Raw genomic sequence first — 16,166 nt, forward strand, 5'->3', positions numbered from 1 at the left:
ATGCCGCGCCATCGCACACCGCCGCGGTGCGCTCGCCGCGCGTAGGGTGGCGCTATGTCGATTCCCACCGAGGGCTATCCCCTGACCGCCGCGGTCTCGCCGCGGGTGCACGTCATCGAGAGCGTCGACTCGACGAATGCGAAGCTCCTCCGTGACGTCGAGGGCGCCCCCGACGCCCACCCGCATCTGTCCATGCTCGTGACGCGTGATCAGCGCGCCGGACGTGGACGTCTCGACCGCACCTGGGTCACACCTCCGGGCTCTGCGGTCGCGATCTCGGTGGTGCTGCGCGTCGGCGCGGTCGCCGTGCACGATCGGGGCTGGATTCCCCTCGTCGCCGGAGCGGCGATGGTCGACGCGGTCGCCGCGCAGCTGCCCGGGAACGCCGTCGCGCTGAAGTGGCCGAACGACGTGCTCGTCGATGGTCGCAAGATCTGCGGCATCCTCGCCGAGGTCCTGCCCGCCGATCCGCATACCGTCGTTCTCGGCGCCGGGGTGAACACGGCGATGACGGAGGCGGACCTGCCCGTGCCGACGGCGACCTCTTTCGCGGTCTCGGGTGTCGACGTCGACGAAGACCGTCTGCTCGCCGACTACGTCAGCGGCCTGCGGGACCTGATCGCGGAATTGGCGGTCCGCGGAGGCGACGCCGTCGCGCCGACGGTCGCCGAGCGGTGCGCGACGATCGGGACTCAGGTGAGTGTGACCGTGCCGGAGGGAACGGCGCTCGTGGGACGCGCGCTCCGCCTGGATCCCGATGGCCGGCTGGTGGTCGCCATCGTCGACGGTGCCGAGCGCATCGTCGGTGCGGGTGACGTCGTGCACGTACGCTGAGCGCCGGGCCCGGGTGCCGCCCAACGGCGTGATCGCGTGACGACGGCCCGGTCATGCGCGGTTTCGCCCGGCCACCGGGCACAATGATCTCGTGACCTCGCCCACCGCCTACCCCGGGCGTCCCGCTGCGCCGGCGCCGGGTGCGCCGGCGCCGGAGCGCCGCGTCGCGCGCGTGCGGGCGCACGCGCGCGGTCTGTTTTGGTCGGCGCTGGTGCTGATCGCCGTGGCCGGGGCCACGGGCTACTTCACGGGAAATCTGCCGGAGCCACTGCAGGACTGGATGCTGTGGGCCGCCGCAGGCCTCGTCGTCGCGCTGCTGGTCGTGATCCCCTACGTCCGATGGTGGACGCACACCTACACCGTGACGACGCGCCGCGTCGTCGAGCAGTCGGGCGTCTTCGGCCGTCGACGCCGGGAAGTGCTGCACGCCCGCGGGTACACCATCGAGGAGCGTCGCGGTCCGCTGCAGCGGCTGTGGGGCGCCGGCACGCTCGTGCTGTCGAACGGTGTCGATGAGCCGCTGCGTATGGTCAACGTCCCCGCGGCGCGCCTGCTGCACGAGGCCCTGTCCGATCAGGTGGAAGTCAGCCAGATCCTCGCGCATCGCGACGGGCACTGGGACGGCGCCACCGCCCCGCTCATCGGCGACCCGCCGCCGCTGCCGCGCTGATCGCGATCCTGACGGCCGGGCGAGATCGACGCTGGGCGCACGCCGCGGTGCGCGTGCCCCGCGAACTGAGAAGATGGATGCGACGAAAAGGAGCACCATGGCACTCACCCTCGGCATCGTGGGCGGCGGGCAGCTCGCCCGGATGATGATCGCTCCGGCGGTGGAGCTCGGCGTCCGCGTGCGCGTGCTCGCCGAAGAAGAGGGGATGTCCGCCGCGCTCGCGGCGACCGCCGTCGGCGACTACCGCGACCTCGACACCGTCCGCGCATTCGCTCGCGACGTCGACGTCGTCACCTTCGACCACGAACACGTCCCGCAGGACGTGCTGCGGGCGCTGGTGGCCAACGGCATCCGCGTGCACCCCGGTCCCGACGCGCTCCAGTTCGCCCAGGACAAGCTCGCGATGCGAGCGCGCCTGGCCGAGCTCGGCATGCCGCAGCCGGAATGGGCGGCCGTCACGGACGCCGCCGAGCTGCAGAGCTTCCTCGACGCCAACGGCGGGCGCGTGGTCGTCAAGACGCCGCGAGGCGGTTACGACGGCAAGGGGGTGCGGGTCGTCAGCGATCCCGCCGAGGTCGCCGACTGGTTCGACGGTGGCGCGCTGCTGGCCGAAGAGCTCGTCGACTTCTCGCGCGAACTGGCGCAGCAGGTCGCGCGCCGTCCCTCCGGTGAGCTGCGCGCGTATCCCGTCGTCGAGACGGTGCAGCGCGGCGGCGTGTGCGCCGAGGTGGTCGCACCGGCGCCGCACGGCGGCGCCCGGCTCACGGAGGTCGCGGCCTCGATCGGCACGAGCATCGCGGAAGGGCTGGGTGTGACCGGGATGCTGGCCGTCGAGCTGTTCGAGACCACGGACGAGCGTCTGCTGGTCAACGAACTCGCCATGCGGCCACACAACAGCGGCCACTGGAGTCAGGACGGTGCCGTCACCGGACAGTTCGAGCAGCACGTGCGCGCGGTGCTCGACCTGCCGCTGGGTGACCCGACGGCGCGCCAGCCCTGGGCGGTCATGGTGAACATCCTCGGCGGACCCGAGACCGATTCGCTGGAGAGCCGCTTTCCGGCCGTGCTCGCCGCGCACCCCGCGGTGAAGGTGCACACCTACGGCAAGGCGCCGCGGCCCGGGCGCAAGGTCGGCCACGTCAACGCCTTCGGCGACGACGTGGATGCCGTCGTGTACGAGGCACGCGCCGCGGCCGCGTTCTTCGCCGACTGACCTCCTCGCCCGCCGCGGGCGTTCCGAACTGCACGGGGCGCCGGATGCCACGGGCCGGAGCGCCGTGCACGGCGGGCGGGATGCGTGGCGTTGCGGGGTTCTTCCAGCGTGCCGTCCTAGCCTGGTCGGGTGACTCGCGCTCTGCATTCCTCGGCATCCCCTCTCGTCGGCGTCGTGATGGGATCGGACTCCGACTGGCGCGTCATGAGCGATGCCTCTCAGGTGCTCAGCGAGTTCACGATCGAGCACGAAGTCGAAGTCGTCTCCGCTCATCGCACGCCCGACAAGCTGCTGCGATACGGGCGTGAGGCTCGGGAGCGTGGCCTGCGTGTGATCATCGCGGGTGCGGGTGGTGCGGCTCATCTGCCGGGCATGCTCGCGTCGGTCACCGCATTGCCGGTGATCGGTGTGCCGGTGCAGCTGGCGACGCTCGAGGGGCTCGACTCGCTGCTCAGCATCGTGCAGATGCCGGCGGGGATTCCCGTGGCGACCGTGTCGATCAACGGTGCCAAGAACGCCGGTCTGCTGGCGGCGCGGATCCTCGGTGCGTCCGACGCCCGGATCGCCGACCGTGTCGAGCACTACGCGCGCACCCTCGAGGCGCAGGTCGAGGAGAAGAATCTGCGCCTGAAGGAGTCACTGTGAGCACGGCCGCACCGCCGCGCTCGCCGCGGGCCGCCGCCGAGCCGGTGATCGTCGGCGAGCAGCCGATGCGTCGACCCGACACACGGTCGCCGCGCGTGATGACCCGCCGCGCCTGGTGGCTGCTGGCCCTGAACTTCCTGGTTCCCGGCTCGGCGCAGGTCCTAGCAGGAAGCCGGCGCCTCGGCCGGGTGGGGCTGACGGCGACGCTGATCATGTGGGTGGGCGTGGTCGTCGCGGCCGTAGCGGCTCTGGTGTGGCCGACGCTGCTGTTCACGCTCGGCACCAACGCGGCCGCACTGCTGGCCGTCCAGCTGGTGCTCCTGGCCTACGCCGTGCTGTGGGTCGTGCTGACGATCGACACCCTCCGTCTGATCCGCCTCGTGAATCTGCGAGCGGGAGCGAGGCCGCTGGTGGCGACGCTCGCCATCGTCGGGCTCCTCGTCGGCAGCGGCGGCGCTGTCTACGCCGCCCAGCAGCTGCTGGCGCCCGCGCGCGAGGCGATCGCGTCGATCTTCACGAACAACGCGCCGCCCGTTCCGCCGTCCAACGGCTACTACAACTTCCTCCTGCTCGGAGCCGACAGCGGACTGGGCCGGGACTCCATGCGGTTCGACAGCATCTCCGTGGTGTCGGTAAACGCCGAGACCGGCGCGGTGCACATCACCGGCATCCCGCGCGATCTCGCGTACGCGCCGTTCGCCGACGGTCCCATGCACGATCGGTACCCCGACGGTTTCGAGGGGCATCCCTCGCCGACGTGCGGGTGGGGGCCGGGCATCAATCAGCTGATGAACGCGGTGGAGATCTGCCAGCCCGACGAGGGCAAGGACATCTACCCGGATGCCGCGGCGAACAGCTCCACGCCGGCCGTCGAGGCCACGAAGGATGCCGCGGAAGGCATTCTCGGCATCCAGATCCCGTACTACGTCTTCGTCGACATGAAGGGCTTCGCCGACATCGTCGACGCGCTCGGCGGCGTGGACATCACCGTGCAGGAGCGGCTGCCGAAGGGGGGCGGACCCACCTACGAGGGGGAGCCCGCCGAGGACTGGGCGATTGGGTGGATCGAGGCGGGGCCGCAGCACATGGACGGCGACACGGCGCAGTGGTACGCCCGATCGCGGTACACGACGAGCGACTGGGACCGGATGCGGCGGCAGCGTGAGTTGCAGCAGGCGATCCTCGCGCAGGCGAACCCGGCGAACGTGTTGAGCCGTTTCCAGGCGGTCGCCGCGGCGGGTTCGGACCTCGTCAAGACCGACATCCCGGACTCGATGCTCGGATTCCTCGTGCAGTTGGGCGTGAAGGCCAAGGAGCAGCCGGTGCAGACCCTCGAGCTCACCCCCGAGGGCGCCGGCATCGACACCGACAACCCGACCCCCGACCAGTACGCGCACGTGCGCGACCTCATCCAGCAGGCGCTCTATCCGCCGTCTCCGTCTCCGACGAGCGAAGGCTGAGGCATGGTCGCGACTCTGCGCGTGGTGCTCGACCAGCTCGTCGCGCCGACCGACCCCGACCTCGCTCTCGCATCGCGCGAGACGGGGCGTGCCCTCGTCGCGACCACGCCCGGTGGGTGCGAGGTGGCGGCGATCGTTCCCTCGGCGCCCGATGCCGCGGGCGATCTCGAGGGGGCGGTGCCCGGACTCGCCGACGTCACGCGCGCCCCGCTGGCAAGGCGTGAGCTCGCCGCCTCGTGGCAGCTCGGGCTGGCACCGGGGATCGGCGGGGGAATGATCCACTCGCCGACTGCGCTCGCGCCGCTGGTCAAGCACGATCGCGTCCACGACAACGACCAGACCGTCGTGACGATGTGGGATCTTTCGGCCTGGGAGCGGGCGGGAGAGATGCCGCGGACGGCCGTCACGTGGCACCGGGCGATGCTCAAGCGCGCCCTGAAGCACGCGGATGCCGTCGTGGTGCCGAGCCACGCGATGGCGCACCATCTCGCGGAGATCGCGCCCTTCGGCGACCGGATCCGCGTGATCGCGGGAGCCGCGCCGGCCGGCTTCGCCGTTCCCACCGACGAGGTCGGGCGGCGGCGGGCGCTCGATGTGCCCGATGGGTGTCTCGTCGTGCCGGGGTCGTCGGCGGCCTCCGCGGGGCTGTCCACCGCTTTCGCGGCCATCGCCGCGGCGGGAGCGGACCTGCCGGTCGTGGTGATCGGTGCGTCCGAGGGGGACGAGCCGGCCGTTGCTGAGCTGGCGGCGGCATCCGGACTTGCAGAAGGGCGTGTGCATGTGCGCGGCGCCCTGGAGGACGCGGATCGCGCGGCCGTTCTGGGCGGGGCGGTGGCGTTGCTGGCTCCGTCGACGCTGAGCGGTTTTCCGTGGCGGGTCGTGGAGGCGTTGGCCGTCGGTGTTCCCGTCATCGCCGCGGACTCCGAAACGCATCGCGAGGTCGTCTGGGACGGGGGAGTGCTGGCGCCGGCGTCGGAGGACGGTGCGTTCGCGGACGCGCTCGCCGGTCTGCTCGGCTCAGCCGCGGCGGTCGAGCGGCAGGCCGTGCTGGCCGCGGATCGCGGCCGGGCCTTCTCGTGGATGAGTGCCGCCGAGCGGATCTGGCAGCTGCACGCCGACCTGTGAGGACGCGTGATCGGGGCGTGTCTTCGGCGTGTCTGGCCTGCCCCGGTGGTATCAGCACGTCACATCAGTAACAATGGTCACGTGCGTACCCGAGTCCGGTCCCCCCGCCCTGATCGGCACTCACAGCGAGGGATGCTCGCCGGAGCCGTCGCTGCGACAGCGGCGCTGATCGGGTCGCTCGTGCTCGCGGCTCCCGCCGCCGCCGTGCCGACGGCCGCTCCCGCCGCGGTCGAGACTGGAATCGTCCAGGCCGCCGCCGTAGCCGGATTCAATCCGGAGAACATCATCTCCGACGCGCTCTTCTACGACGGTAACGCCATGTCGTCGGCGGAAATCCAGGCCTTCCTCGATGCGAAGATCGGCAGCTGCAGCAACGGCAAGTGCCTGAACGTCCTCAACGTCAGTATTTCCTCGAGGGACGCTTGGTATTCGGCGGTGACGGGCGATCTCGTCTGCTCCTCACTCCAGGGCGGCACCATGCGCACATCCGAACTGATCTACCGCGTTCAGGTCGCATGTGGGATCTCCGCGAAGGCGATTCTCGTCACGCTACAGAAGGAGCAGGGGCTGACAACGAGCAGCGCACCGTCCGACTGGAACCTGCAGGCGGCGATGGGCGCGTCGTGTCCCGATACGTCGCCGTGTGATCCCGCCTACTCCGGCGTGGGCCCTCAGATCGTACAGGGCGTGCGTCAACTCAAGATCTACAAGGCGGGACGCTTCGGCAAGCAACCGGGCGTCAACTTCATCGGGTACAGCCCGAACGCCGCATGTGGCGGGACGAACCTCAACATCCAGAACTACGCCACCGCGGCACTGTACAACTACACGCCTTACCAGCCCAACGCCGCCTCTCTTGCCGCCGGTTGGGGGCTCGGTGACGGCTGCTCGAGCTACGGAAACCGCAACTTTTTCAACTACTACACGAGTTGGTTCGGGTCTACGCAGTTCGCCGACGGCGGGTTGTACAACGTCGGAGCCGACATCTATCTGATGACCGCGGGCAAGCGCTACCACGTGACGGCAGCGGACTGGCCGGCCTACCAAGCGGCCTTCGGGAACCCCTCGCCGGTCTCCGCGTCGCTGCTCAACGGCGCGACCACGGATGCCGGCGACGCGACGCGGTACCTGCGCAACAACTCCACCCTGGTCGTCGCCTACCTCGACGGCGGGACGACGCATCGCTTCTCCAGCTGCACGCTGGTGTCGGCCTGGGGCGGCGCCTGCGGCTCCGGCCTGACCAACGTCGGCCCCGAGGTGTTCAGCAGGCTCGGCGCGGGAAGCGAGATGACGACGTTCGCTCGACTGACCGCGGGCGGACGCATCCACGCGATCTCGGGCACCTCCCTCGTGCCGTATTTCGACGCGCGCGCCCTGAAGGAGGGCGCCGGGGTCACCGATCCCTACGCCGCCGTCATGTCGGCCGCGACCGTGCGCACGTACAAGATCGACCGTCTGCGCTTCGCGACGGGGCAGCTCGTGCGCATGCGGGGCGACGAACGTGTCTGGGCCGTCGCGGACGGCGGGCGTCTGCTCTACGTGCCGTCCTTCGGCGTGACGTCGGACATCGGGTTGAACGGTGCCGTCGTCGAGGTCTCGTCCGACGACCTTGCCGGATTCACGCAGTCGGGGACGCTCTCGGCCGTCGTCGCCTGCGGAGGCAAGACCTACCTCGCCGCATCGGGGACGTTGTATCCGTTCTCCGACGCTTCCGGGTTCTCGGCTTCGGACCTCGGATCCGCCGTGTGCGGCACGCTGAAGCTGTCGACCGATGCGCCGCAGAAGATCTTCGCGCAGGCATCGGGAACCGCGGAGGTCTACGTTCTCGAAGGCGGCGTGCGCCGCCACGTCACCTCCCGCCAGAAGCTGTCCGAGTTGGCCGGCTCCGCGTCGCCCCGCGTCCTCACCGTCTCGTCGGCGTCCCTCACCCCGATCCCGATCGGGCCGGCATACCTCTCGGTGGCGGCCGGGGTCCCGATCCAGGGCGTCGGCGAGGCCCCCGTGTGGCTTCCCATCGGCAGTGGCGGACTGCTGCACGTTCCCTCCTTCGGGGTCACCGAAGACCTCGGCATCCCGCGCTCGTCGGTGACGTCCGTACCGGCATCCGTGGTCGCCTCCCTGCCGAAGGCGGGCACGCTCTCGCCGATCGTCTCGTGCGGCGGGGCCGTGTACCTGGCCGCGTCCGGGACGCTGTACCGGTTCTCCAATGCCGCCGGCTTCACCGCATCCGATCTCGGTCCGGCGGTCTGCGGAGTGCTGACGCTCTCCCCGGATGCGCCTCAGCGGATCTTCGCGCGCGTGTCGGGAACGGCGGAGGTCTACCTCCTGGAGAACGGCAGCCGCGCGCACGTCACCTCGATGGCCAAGCTCGTCGAGCTGGCGGGGACGTCGTCGCCGCGCGTGCTGAACGTGACGGCCGGCACCCTCGCGCAGTTCCCGCTGGGCGATCCGCAGGTGTCGGTGACGGTGGGGACCCCGATCCAGGCGACCGGTGAGGCGCCGGTGTGGCTGCCCATCGAGGGCGCACGCATCCTCCACGTCCCGTCCTTCGGCGTGACCGAAGACCTGGGGATCGCCCGGTCATCGGTGGTCAGCGTCCCGGCCGCGGTCGTGGCCTCCTTCACGCAGGCGGGCACCCTGTCTCCGATCGTCCGCTGCGGCGGCACCGTCTACGTGGCGGCGTCGGGCACGCTGTTCGCCTTCGCGGATGCGACCGGATTCACTCCGTCCGATCTCGGAGCGGGGGCCTGCGCGAAGCTGACCCTCTCGGCGGACGCGCCGCAGGCCGTGTTCGTTCGCGTGTCGGGCACCGCGGAGGTCTACGTCCTCCAGGGCGGCGAACGGCGTCACGTGACGTCGATGTCGGCGCTCGTGCGTCTGGCCGGCACGGCCTCGCCGCGTGTCCTCACGGTGACGTCCGGGAGCCTCGCGCAGTTGCCCCTCGGCGCGAACGTGACCTGACCCGTCAGGGCCGCCCGCTCGCGTGCCCCAGGTACGCTCCCAGGCTGTCCTCGAACGCCGCGGGAGCCCATCCCGCCGCCGCGATCTTCGACAGATCCAGGACGCTGTTGCGCGGCCGAGGCGCGACGGGAGCCGTCGCGGCGGCGAAGTAATCGTCGGTGGTGACTCCCGTCACGCGTGCCGGATCGTGACCGGTGAGCTCGAAGACCCGCCGGGCGATGCCGGCCCAGGTGGTGGGTTCCCCGCCGCCGGTGAGGTTGTACGTGCCGTATTCCGCGCCGGTGGTGAGGAGGTGCTGGATGCCGGCGGCGATGTCCGCGGTGAACGTGAGACGGCCGGTCTGGTCGCTCACCACCTTCGGGTCGACGCCGCGCGCGGCGAGCGCGGCCATCGTGCGCACGAAGTTGTTGCCGTCGCCGATGACCCAGCTGGTGCGGACGATGTAGTGGCGCGGCACGCCGGACACGATCTGATCGCCTGCCGCCTTGGTCTGTCCGTACACGCCCAGGGGGCAGACGGCGTCGTCCTCGGTGTACGGGCGATCGAGCGTGCCGTCGAAGACGTAGTCGCTGGAGACGTGGACGAGTGTGATGTCGTTCGCGGCCGCCACGCGGGCGAGGGCGGCGACGGCGGTCGCGTTGGCCGCCCATGCGTCGCGGCGCCCTTCCTCGGTCTCGGCGAGATCGACCTTGGTGTACGCGGCGGCGTTGATGATGACGCCGTAGTCCCGCCAGCGGCGCGCGCGGTCGAGGCCGGGCGCGGTGATGTCGAGGGAGCTGCGGTCGGTGTACTCGACGTGGGCGGCGTCGCCGTACTGGGCGCGCAGGGCCGTGCCGAGCTGCCCGTTCGACCCGATGACGAGGATCTTCTTCGGTGGGATGGGCGTCACGTCCGCGAGGCGGGGGTGGTTCTTGTCCTTCTCGCTGATCTCGACCTCGTCCAGCGGGATCGGCCAGTCGATCGCGGCGGTCTCGTCGGCGAGGTTGAGGAACGAGTACTCCGCGCTCGGCGACCAGTGATCGTTCACGAGGTACGTGTACGCGGTGTCCGCTTCGAGGGTTTGGTAGGAGTTGCCGACGCCGCGGGGGACGAAGATCGCTTTCGACGGGTCCAGCTCTGTCGTGTACACGGCCCCGAAGGTGGGGCCTTCGCGCAGGTCCACCCAGGCGCCGAAGATGCGTCCGGTCGCGACCGACACCCACTTGTCCCACGGTTCGGCGTGGATGCCGCGGGTGGTGCCGACAGCATCGTTGAAGGAGATGTTGTTCTGCACGGGGCCGAAATCGGGCAGGCCGAGTGCGGTCATCTTCTCCCGCTGCCAGTTCTCCTTGAACCAGCCGCGCGCATCCCCATGCACCGGCAGATCGAACACCACCAGCCCCGGGATCGGGGTTTCGGTGACCGCAAGGTTCTTCCCGTACTCGGTCACCGCGTCACTGCCCCTTCGACGCGTAGAACGCTTCGACGCCGTCCTTCGCCGGCGCCCACCATGCTTCGTTCCGCTGGTACCAGTCGATCGTCGCGGCAAGACCCGCCTCGAAATCCCGGTACTGCGGAGCCCAGCCGAGCTCGGTGCGCAGCTTCGTCGAATCGATCGCGTACCTGAGGTCGTGGCCGGCACGGTCGGTCACGTGGTCGTAGGCGTCGGCGGGCTGACCCATGAGGGTGAGGATCAGTTCGACGACGGTCTTGTTGTCCTTCTCCCCATCCGCACCGATCAGGTACGTCTCGCCGATGACACCCTTGTCGAGGATCGTGAGCACGGCGGAGGAGTGGTCGTCGGCGTGGATCCAGTCGCGCACGTTCTCACCCTTGCCGTACAGCTTCGGACGGATGCCGCGGATCACGTTCGTGATCTGGCGCGGGATGAACTTCTCGACGTGCTGGTACGGGCCGTAGTTGTTCGAGCAGTTGCTGATGGTCGCCTGCACGCCGAAGGAGCGCACCCAGGCGCGCACGAGGAGGTCGGAACCCGCCTTCGTCGACGAGTACGGCGACGAGGGGTTGTAGGGGGTGTTCTCCGTGAACCGTTCCGGATCATCCAGCTCGAGGTCCCCGTACACCTCATCGGTCGAGATGTGATGCATACGCGTCCCGTGCTTACGCGCGGCCTCCAGCAGCGTGTACGTGCCGATGATGTTGGTGTCCAGGAACGGACGTGGATCGTTCAGGCTGTTGTCGTTGTGCGATTCCGCGGCGTAATGCACCACCGCATCCGCCCCGGCGAACAGCTCGTCGACCAGCGCCGCATCGGCGATGTCGCCCTCGACGAACGCGAGCCGGTCCTCCGGGAGCCCGTCCAGCGAGGTCCGGTTTCCGGCGTACGTCAGCTTGTCGAGCACGGTGACGTGGTCGTCGGTGTGCGCGATGACGTGGTGGACGAAGTTGGAGCCGATGAAGCCGGCGCCGCCGGTGACGAGGAGCTTTCGCATCAGGTCAGAATACCGGGGCGAACCCGGGGGAACCGTGTACGTCGCACCCGCCGAGCGCACCGCGCGCCGTCTGCGGGGCTAGCGTGCGTGCAGGGCGCCGCTGAGTCGCAGAGCCCATCGGACCAGGCGGCTCCGATGCAGGGCAGTGATCTCGTCGCGTCGTTCCTGCTCGGCTCGGCGGCTCTCGTCCCGTTCCTCGCGCAACCTCGCGACGAGCTCGTCCAGCTCCGCGACGTGGGTGTTCTCGAAGGCGAGACGGTCCAGGGCCTCGCGCCGTTCCCGTTCGAGACCCAGGACACGGCGATCGACCGGCACCATGCGCATCGCCACCTCTCGCTCGAGGTCGATCGTCTCGGGAGAGAAGAGTTCATCGGGCTCCGGGGAGGGCGTCGCGTCGGCGATCCGGCGGTCCTCGATGAACCACCCCTCCCGGATCCCCTCCGCGAGCGCGTCGGCGGAAGGGTGCCGAGCGATGTACGAGGCGAGCAGAAGCCCGTCCTGCAGACGGCGGTAGTCCCTCATGCCGTGGTGGTTGATGCTCGGGCGCAGGTGCGGAGACGCCTCGTAGGCGCGCCCGGCGTTGCTCACCTTGCGCTCGAACTGGGCCCACGAGCGCCAGGGGAAGTGATACACGCGCAGGCCGCGGCCGGGTTCCAGATCGCCCGCCGGCGGCACGTCGACGAAGTGATTGCCCTGCGCGACGGTGACGTCCTCGCGGGGGACGAAGGCCACGTCGGGTGTCGCGTGCGCGTGGATGCCGAGGGCCTGCATGACCTCGTCGGGGCGCTCATCGCGGTACAGCAGTCGCTGCAGGCCGCTGCCGGCGACCGCCGGCGCCCCCGTCATGTCGATGACGGGCACCTCGAAGGCGCCGATCGCCGGGTCGATCAGCGCGAGCTCCTCGGCGACGGTGCGCGATGCATCCTGCGCGCACACCCAGAACTCGTCGGCGTCCGCGTTGAGGACCCACTGTGCACCGCGGCGGGCCGCTTCGCGCGACATCGCGGTCACGACCTCGTGTTGCTGCTTGAGATGACGCGGGTCGTGCGCGAGCTCGATCCGACCGGCGCGAGCGAACTCCTCCAGGATCTCGGTCGTCCCGTCGACCGATCCGTTGTCGGTGACGAGGAAGAGATCGATTCCCTGCGCCAGGTGGTGCTCGATCATCGCACCGACGATGTCCGCTTCATCGCGGACCATCATTGTCATCGCAATCATTCTGGATCTCTCGGGATAGAGGGGGTCGCTGTCCTCCTACTCTATGGGCGCGCTCTGGATGGGCGCGCTCTGGATGGTCGCGCTCCCCGTGGGCGCGCTCCCGGGCTCCGGGCGCGGATGCCGCCGTCAACGGGCATCCAGTCTTCTCACGCGGACCGCCCGTACACTCGAAGCTGCTGTCTGTCCGGCAGTCTCGAACAGAAGCAGGTGACATGCTCAAGCGGATCACTCGGCGCGCCGTGCGCCTGGTCGCGGATAACCTCGAAACCGTCTCGTCGAAGGTCGGCGCCCTCGCCACCCTCGTCCGTCTGGGGCCCCGTGCCTTCGCCGCGCACCGCCGGAGCCTGCGCGCGTACGTCGCACCGCGCGGAGCGACCTACGCGAACGGAGTGACGACCTCGTTGACCCCCGCGCGGGCGGAGTATTGGCGTCGTTCGAGGTGGAAGCCGACGGTCATCGTCGTCCACGGCCCGGCGGGACCCGGACTGGCGAAGTGGCTCACGGACACGCATCGCGCGCTGCGTTCCCACTTCCTGCTGTCGCCGGAGACGGCCGCGGGGCTGACCGTCGTCCCGCCCGGCGTCGACGTCTCCGGGCGATCGGGGGCTCCGGAGATCGAGCTGGCGGCCATCCTCGACTGGATGCACCGCGAGCACCGGCGATGGGACCTCGTCCTCATCGACGCGCGCGAGGGGCTGCTCTCGGTGCCGACGATCTCGCAGCTCCAGCATGCGGCGCACGAGTACCACCGCGATGGGGAGGTGGGCTTCGTCACACCGGCGTTCTCGTCGCCGGCGGGGCTCGCCGCCGGCTACGAGGTCGACCGGCGCGAGGGTGACGTCCTCCCGCGCTGGACCGGCCCGGCCGACCAGGGAAGCGGTGCCATCCCGCGGTACGTGCTGACGGCCGCCGCGCACGGCTTCTACGCGACGTCGGCGGCCATCGACCGCGTCGACATTGCGGGGCGGCACTTGCGCGGACTCGACCTCGACGCACAGGTCGGCATCCTCGTGCGTCGAGGCTGGTCCGGCAACATCCGCACCCTCTGCCTGTCGTCCACGGCGGTCGAGGTGCGCACGGTGCCCGAACTCACGCTGGTGGGGGAGTCCCGCCGGTGGATCCTCCACCGCGAGGTCCGCGGCGAGGACGGACGCCTGCGCGTGATCTTCGTGCTCAACGCGACGAGCATCAGCGGCGGCATCCGCATCGTCTTCGAGCTGGCCAACGGACTGGCCGACCGCGGGTTCGACGTGGAGATCTGGTCCCTCCAGGAGCACCCGGAGTGGTTCGATCTGCGCGTGCGCGTCGCGACCTACCGCTCTTACGACGACCTCCTGCTGTCGCTGCGCAACGAGGATGCGATCAAGGTCGCGACCTGGTGGGAGACCGCGGACATCGTCTGGTTGGCGACGGCCAACCACGGCGTTCCGGTCTACCTGGTCCAGGAGTTCGAGACCTGGTTCTACCCGGACGATCCGGTGGCACGGGCGGCGGTCGTCGCCTCCTACCGACGCGAGATGATCGCCGTCACCGAGGCGACCTATCAGCGTGGGGAGCTCGCCGAGGTCGGCGTCACCGCGACGCTCATCCGCAACGGCTACGACCCCTCGGTCTTCCGCGAACTGCCCGGGTGGCTCCGCGAGAGCGACACCGTGGTCGCGCTGGGACGCTCCTTCTTCCAGAAGAACTTCGCGATGACGGCGCGTGCCTGGCGCTCCCTCCCCGCCCCACGCCCGACCCTCCTCCTGTTCGGCACCGAGCCCGACGTGCTCGTCGACGAGGGTGTCGAGTACGTCGAGCGCCCCAGCGACGTCGAGGTCAACGAGCTCTACAACAGCGCGGCCGTCTTCGTGCAGACGTCGCGGCACGAGGGCTTCTGCCTGCCCATCCTGGAGGCCATGGCGGCCGGAACGCCCGTGGTGACCACGGACTCGCACGGCAACCGGGACTTCTGCATCGACGGGGTCAACTGCGTCATGGTCCCGCAGGACGACGATCGCGCCCTGGCGGAGGCGTTGCGCGCGCTGCTCGCGGACCCCGACGAGCGTGCGCGGCTGGCAAGGGCCGGGCTGGAGACCGCGCAGCGGTATCGGTGGCCGCTGGTGCTCGACGACGTCGCCGACTTCTACCAGCGGGTCGCCGAGGCGGCCTCAGCGGGCGAGCCGTTTGCGGAGTGACCGGTAGAGCGCGCCCAGCGGCGAGCGGGAGACCAGCTCCCGCAGGGCGCTGCGCGGCGCCGCTGCCGGCGGCGTGGCGGTGACCTCCGCGAGGGTCCGCTGCGGCAGCCGCGTCTGCCAATGGGCCACGGCGTCGATCAGGTCGGAGGTCGTCGACTCCCAACGCCACGTCTCGCGGATGGGGGCGATGTTGGCGCGGATCTGCGCCCGTCGCTGCGGGTCGGTGAGCCGGAGGATCGCGGCTCGTGTCTGCTCGACGTCGCCGTAGCCCACGACCTCGCCCAGGTCGAGCTGATCGATGTAGTCGGCGAACCAGTCGCCTTCGGTGACCAGGCTGGGCAGCGACGCCCAGAAGTGGTCGAGGATGCGGGTGCGGAAGGCGTATCGCGTCTCGAAAGACTCCTTGTGCGCAGAGACCGCGACATCCGCATCGAGCAGGTACCCGGCGCGTTCCGCGGCCGGCACCCAGCCGTCGATGAAGTGCACGCCGTCGTCGAGCACGCCCAGCTCGGCGGCCAGGGTCATGGCCCGCTCGACGTTGCGGGGACGGCCGACGAGAGGGTTCGGATGGGTCGTGCCGTAGAAGACGAGCCGCACCTCGGGATGCTCCTCTCGGACCGCGGCGACGGCCCGGATCGGCGTCTCGGCGTCGAACCAGTCCCAGATGCCGCCGGCCCACAAGAGGATGAGGTCGTCCTCGGCGATCGCGCCCTGCCCGCGCAGCGGGTGCGTCGTCGCGGCGGGTTCGCCGCGCTCCATGCCGAACGGCACGAGGCCGACGATCTCGCCCACGTCGCGACCGTCGAGATTGCTGGGGAGCAGTCCGCCCGACGCCAGCATGTAGCCGATCCAGAAGTCGCGCTGACGCTCGTTCGAGGTGACGAAGTAGCTGCCGGCGGTCATGCAGAGGCGGAAGAAGGAGAGAACGTTGCGGAAGACGTCGTCCATCTGGGGCTGGGTGTCGAAGCCGCCGATGCGGTCGGATCCGATGGCCTCCGCCGGGAGCGCGTTGTAGAGGTCGAAGACGAATCGGCAGCCGGCGGCGACGCCGCGCCGCACGACGTTCTCGTCGGTGATCTGGCAGAAGGCGACGTCGCTGGCCTCCACGAGGGGCACGAGGGCATCGGGGTGGTCGTAGGAGACGATCGCGAACGGTTCGTCCGCGAGGGCGCTGAGCTCGCTCTCCGGCGTGCCGACGGCGAGGGTCACGTCGGCGACGCGCGCGAGCTCCCGCGCGATCGAGACGACGCGGATGCCGGGGCCCGCCATCTGCGTGCCGACGACGTCGGCCGCCACCACCACCATCCGTGGCCGTGCGGGCGTCTCGCGTGCGATGGGTACCATGGAAAACTCCGAAATCATCGAAAAAGAACGCGCCGCCTTATGCCTGACATCCTCAAGAGGATCGCACGTCGTGCCGTCGACGCTCTT

At 70.1% G+C, this 16,166-nt stretch carries 12 protein-coding genes; 8 read left to right on the forward strand and 4 right to left on the reverse strand.

Going from position 1 to position 16,166, the window contains the following annotated elements:
• The first annotated feature begins 54 nt into the window (after positions 1–54).
• From CEP17_RS13345 to CEP17_RS13375, 7 genes are all read left to right on the forward strand, one after another.
• Complete coding sequence (locus CEP17_RS13345; RefSeq protein ID WP_112932582.1) at positions 55–834, forward strand: biotin--[acetyl-CoA-carboxylase] ligase; 780 nt, start codon at positions 55–57, stop codon at positions 832–834.
• Positions 835–1,006: 172 nt separating this feature from the next.
• The gene (locus CEP17_RS13350) at positions 1,007–1,504 is read left to right on the forward strand and encodes a PH domain-containing protein (RefSeq protein WP_039412802.1); all 498 of its coding nucleotides are present in this window, start codon (positions 1,007–1,009) and stop codon (positions 1,502–1,504) included.
• Between the two features lie 73 nt (positions 1,505–1,577).
• Positions 1,578–2,717, forward strand: a complete 1,140-nt coding sequence (locus CEP17_RS13355; RefSeq protein WP_112932583.1) for a 5-(carboxyamino)imidazole ribonucleotide synthase — start codon at positions 1,578–1,580, stop codon at positions 2,715–2,717.
• 177 nt (positions 2,718–2,894) lie between these two features.
• Positions 2,895–3,362, forward strand: coding sequence for a 5-(carboxyamino)imidazole ribonucleotide mutase (gene purE / locus CEP17_RS13360; RefSeq protein ID WP_112932976.1), 468 nt, complete (start codon positions 2,895–2,897; stop codon positions 3,360–3,362).
• Positions 3,359–4,822: an LCP family protein gene (locus tag CEP17_RS13365; RefSeq protein WP_112932584.1), complete on the forward strand. Its 1,464-nt coding sequence runs from the start codon at positions 3,359–3,361 to the stop codon at positions 4,820–4,822. Before purE ends, CEP17_RS13365 begins: the two co-directional genes overlap by 4 nt.
• Positions 4,823–4,825: 3 nt before the next feature.
• Positions 4,826–5,947 carry a glycosyltransferase gene (locus CEP17_RS13370; RefSeq protein ID WP_112932585.1) on the forward strand — a complete coding sequence of 374 codons (1,122 nt, stop codon included), beginning with the start codon at positions 4,826–4,828 and terminating at the stop codon, positions 5,945–5,947.
• Positions 5,948–6,079: 132 nt separating this feature from the next.
• Positions 6,080–8,908, forward strand: a complete 2,829-nt coding sequence (locus CEP17_RS13375) for a hypothetical protein (protein ID WP_112932586.1) — start codon at positions 6,080–6,082, stop codon at positions 8,906–8,908.
• Positions 8,909–8,912: 4 nt separating this feature from the next.
• Here CEP17_RS13375 and CEP17_RS13380 read toward each other — a convergent pair whose 3' ends face one another.
• The 3 genes from CEP17_RS13380 to CEP17_RS13390 form a co-directional block, all read right to left on the reverse strand.
• Positions 8,913–10,337, reverse strand: coding sequence for a bifunctional dTDP-4-dehydrorhamnose 3,5-epimerase family protein/NAD(P)-dependent oxidoreductase (locus tag CEP17_RS13380; RefSeq protein WP_112932587.1), 1,425 nt, complete (start codon positions 10,335–10,337; stop codon positions 8,913–8,915).
• Between the two features lie 4 nt (positions 10,338–10,341).
• Complete coding sequence (gene rfbB, locus CEP17_RS13385) at positions 10,342–11,340, reverse strand: dTDP-glucose 4,6-dehydratase (RefSeq protein WP_112932588.1); 999 nt, start codon at positions 11,338–11,340, stop codon at positions 10,342–10,344.
• A 78-nt stretch (positions 11,341–11,418) separates the two neighbouring features.
• Positions 11,419–12,549 carry a glycosyltransferase family 2 protein gene (locus CEP17_RS13390; RefSeq protein WP_112932589.1) on the reverse strand — a complete coding sequence of 377 codons (1,131 nt, stop codon included), beginning with the start codon at positions 12,547–12,549 and terminating at the stop codon, positions 11,419–11,421.
• A 221-nt stretch (positions 12,550–12,770) separates the two neighbouring features.
• Between CEP17_RS13390 and CEP17_RS13395 the strand changes: the two genes are divergently transcribed.
• On the forward strand, positions 12,771–14,735 hold the full coding sequence (locus CEP17_RS13395; protein ID WP_112932590.1) for a glycosyltransferase family 4 protein: 1,965 nt from the start codon (positions 12,771–12,773) through the stop codon (positions 14,733–14,735).
• On the opposite strand, the gene CEP17_RS13400 is transcribed toward CEP17_RS13395, so the two are convergent.
• Complete coding sequence (locus tag CEP17_RS13400; RefSeq protein ID WP_162722456.1) at positions 14,709–16,079, reverse strand: glycosyltransferase family 4 protein; 1,371 nt, start codon at positions 16,077–16,079, stop codon at positions 14,709–14,711. The genes CEP17_RS13395 and CEP17_RS13400 overlap by 27 nt on opposite strands.
• Positions 16,080–16,166 lie beyond the last annotated feature (87 nt).

It is taken from the genome of Microbacterium sp. PM5, from assembly GCF_003293595.1.
Lineage (GTDB): Bacteria > Actinomycetota > Actinomycetes > Actinomycetales > Microbacteriaceae > Microbacterium.

Bases quoted from the DNA above. Each gene is read 5' to 3' on its own strand.
- CEP17_RS13345 (WP_112932582.1), top strand. From the start codon at position 55: ATGTCGATTCCCACCGAGGGCTATCCCCTGACCGCCGCGGTCTCGCCG.
- CEP17_RS13355 (WP_112932583.1), top strand. From the start codon at position 1,578: ATGGATGCGACGAAAAGGAGCACCATGGCACTCACCCTCGGCATCGTG.
- purE (WP_112932976.1), top strand. From the start codon at position 2,895: ATGGGATCGGACTCCGACTGGCGCGTCATGAGCGATGCCTCTCAGGTG.
- CEP17_RS13370 (WP_112932585.1), top strand. From the start codon at position 4,826: ATGGTCGCGACTCTGCGCGTGGTGCTCGACCAGCTCGTCGCGCCGACC.
- CEP17_RS13375 (WP_112932586.1), top strand. From the start codon at position 6,080: ATGCTCGCCGGAGCCGTCGCTGCGACAGCGGCGCTGATCGGGTCGCTC.
- rfbB (WP_112932588.1), bottom strand. From the start codon at position 11,340: ATGCGAAAGCTCCTCGTCACCGGCGGCGCCGGCTTCATCGGCTCCAAC.
- CEP17_RS13390 (WP_112932589.1), bottom strand. From the start codon at position 12,549: ATGACAATGATGGTCCGCGATGAAGCGGACATCGTCGGTGCGATGATC.
- CEP17_RS13395 (WP_112932590.1), top strand. From the start codon at position 12,771: ATGCTCAAGCGGATCACTCGGCGCGCCGTGCGCCTGGTCGCGGATAAC.
- CEP17_RS13400 (WP_162722456.1), bottom strand. From the start codon at position 16,079: ATGGTACCCATCGCACGCGAGACGCCCGCACGGCCACGGATGGTGGTG.